Genomic DNA, 2,500 nt, shown 5'->3' with positions numbered 1-2,500 from the left:
ATGACCCCGTAACTTCGGGAGAAGGGGTGCCTCGGTAGGGTGAATAGCCCGAGGGGGCCGCAGTGAAAAGGCCCAAGCGACTGTTTAGCAAAAACACAGGTCTGTGCGAAGCCGTAAGGCGAAGTATACGGGCTGACGCCTGCCCGGTGCTGGAAGGTTAAGGGGAGCGGTTAGGGGTAACCCGAAGCTGTGAACCGAAGCCCCAGTAAACGGCGGCCGTAACTATAACGGTCCTAAGGTAGCGAAATTCCTTGTCAGGTAAATTCTGACCCGCACGAATGGCGTAACGACTTGGGCGCTGTCTCAACGAGAGATCCGGTGAAATTTTAATACCTGTGAAGATGCAGGTTACCCGCGACAAGACGGAAAGACCCCATGGAGCTTTACTGTAACTTGATATTGAACTTTGGTACGATCTGTACAGGATAGGTGGGAGCCTTTGAAGCATGAGCGCCAGCTTGTGTGGAGGCAACGTTGGGATACCACCCTGATCGTATCGGAGTTCTAACCTAGAACCGTGAAACCGGTTCGGGGACCGTGTCAGGTGGACAGTTTGACTGGGGCGGTCGCCTCCTAAAATGTAACGGAGGCGCCCAAAGGTTCCCTCAGAATGGTTGGAAATCATTCGAAGAGTGCAAAGGCATAAGGGAGCTTGACTGCGAGACCTACAAGTCGAGCAGGTACGAAAGTAGGGCTTAGTGATCCGGTGGTACCGAATGGAAGGGCCATCGCTCAACGGATAAAAGCTACCCTGGGGATAACAGGCTTATCTCCCCCAAGAGTCCACATCGACGGGGAGGTTTGGCACCTCGATGTCGGCTCATCGCATCCTGGGGCTGAAGTAGGTCCCAAGGGTTGGGCTGTTCGCCCATTAAAGCGGTACGCGAGCTGGGTTCAGAACGTCGTGAGACAGTTCGGTCCCTATCTGTCGCGGGCGCAGGAAATTTGAGAGGAGCTGTCCTTAGTACGAGAGGACCGGGATGGACGTACCGCTGGTGTACCAGTTGTTCCGCCAGGAGCACCGCTGGGTAGCCAAGTACGGACGGGATAAGCGCTGAAAGCATCTAAGCGTGAAGCCCCCCTCAAGATGAGATTTCCCAGTATGTAAGACCCCTTGAAGACGACGAGGTTGATAGGTTCGGGGTGGAAGCACAGCAATGTGTGTAGCTGACGAATACTAATCGGTCGAGGGCTTATCCTAAACACGTTTACTGTGACCCATACATCCAGTAGACAGCAGCTAAAAAGGCTTCAGCAAGCCTAATCTTTCGTATCCAGTTTTCAATGTGCAAAACGCACAATGAAGCAAGACTCCCACTCGCAGTGGGTTTTAGTGTTTCCATGGAGGATTAGCTCAGCTGGGAGAGCATCTGCCTTACAAGCAGAGGGTCGGCGGTTCGATCCCGTCATCCTCCACCATAGTATGAGTCATTAGCTCAGTTGGTAGAGCACCTGACTTTTAATCAGGGTGTCGTAGGTTCGAATCCTACATGACTCACCATTTTTTAATCTCGGATGCGCGCGTATGGCGGAATTGGCAGACGCACTAGACTTAGGATCTAGCGGGCAACCGTGGGGGTTCAAGTCCCTCTACGCGCATCATAGTACGACAAAAGAAGTCTTGCTTAGCAAGGCTTTTTTTGTTGTTTAAAAGTAGGAAATGATACTCAAATGAGATGTTTTTGAGCTATTTTTTTGTCAAAGGAGTTAGCCTCGTGTACAATAAAAACAGCTAAGGGAGGACATATATGAATTTTTCTGTCACCTTTTTTACAAATATAAGCATTCTCATCACTTGTGCTTACCTTTTTAACCTCCTATATAAGAATTTTCTAAACCGAGCTTCCTCCAATGTGAAAAATAGTCTGTTGATTGTCACTTTTATTTTATCCGGCTGGCTGACGATGATGGTTGGTGTAGAATTAGGTAAGGGGCCCTTATTCGATTTGCGCGGCGTACCTATTATTTTTGCAACACTAGTGTTCCGAGATCCGCGCCATGTTTTTATTATTGGACTTGGTATCTCTGCTTCAAGATTTTTTGTCAATGGAATAACACCAAGCTCACTAACGGGATCAATTAATATCGCTATTATGGGACTCGTCGCTGCGGGGCTCGTCATGCTTTACGAACGACGCCAGTTATGGGGCTATCGTAAGAAGGCAACGATTTCTTTGCTCACCATCAATATTGTACAGGTAACTGGTATCGCGATCTTTGGCGCTCTGTCTCGTGAGTTGTACTTGAAGCAGATTATGCCTTTTACGCTGCCTCTTTCTATTTTGCTTGGTGCCTTATTCTTATTTATTATTAATGATTTTTATAAGGAACAGCTCCAAGCGGACGAGCTGCGCGACAATAACTTGCTTCTAATGGAGCAAACGAAGGAGCTTGAAGACAAAGCGATACAAATCATGAAGTCATCCAAATACAAGTCGGACTTCCTCTCTAATATGTCCCATGAGCTTCGGACACCTCTTAATAGTATCATTGTCCTCTC

General features: G+C 48.4%; 1 protein-coding gene, 3 tRNA genes and 1 rRNA gene (2 of these 5 running past the window's edge). All 5 read left to right on the top strand.

The features are described from left to right. Nucleotides 1-1,201: ribosomal RNA gene (locus MHH56_RS29280) — 23S ribosomal RNA — on the top strand; it begins 1,731 nt to the left of the window's first position. Between the two features lie 142 nt (nt 1,202-1,343). Beyond that, nucleotides 1,344-1,419, top strand: a tRNA-Val gene (locus tag MHH56_RS29275). Between the two features lie 6 nt (nt 1,420-1,425). Next, nucleotides 1,426-1,501 (top strand) — tRNA-Lys (locus tag MHH56_RS29270). Between the two features lie 18 nt (nt 1,502-1,519). Further along, nucleotides 1,520-1,599, top strand: a tRNA-Leu gene (locus tag MHH56_RS29265). Nucleotides 1,600-1,748: 149 nt separating this feature from the next. Next, a protein-coding gene (locus tag MHH56_RS29260) for an ATP-binding protein (protein ID WP_339205131.1) crosses the window boundary here: on the top strand, nt 1,749-2,500 show its 5' portion. 628 nt of this gene lie beyond the right edge of the window; only the first 752 of its 1,380 coding nucleotides appear in the window; it begins with the start codon at nt 1,749-1,751; the stop codon falls past the right edge of the window.

The organism is Paenibacillus sp. FSL K6-3182 (assembly GCF_037976325.1).
Taxonomy (GTDB): Bacteria; Bacillota; Bacilli; order Paenibacillales; family Paenibacillaceae; genus Pristimantibacillus.
This window is presented reverse-complemented; position numbering and strand designations above follow the sequence as displayed.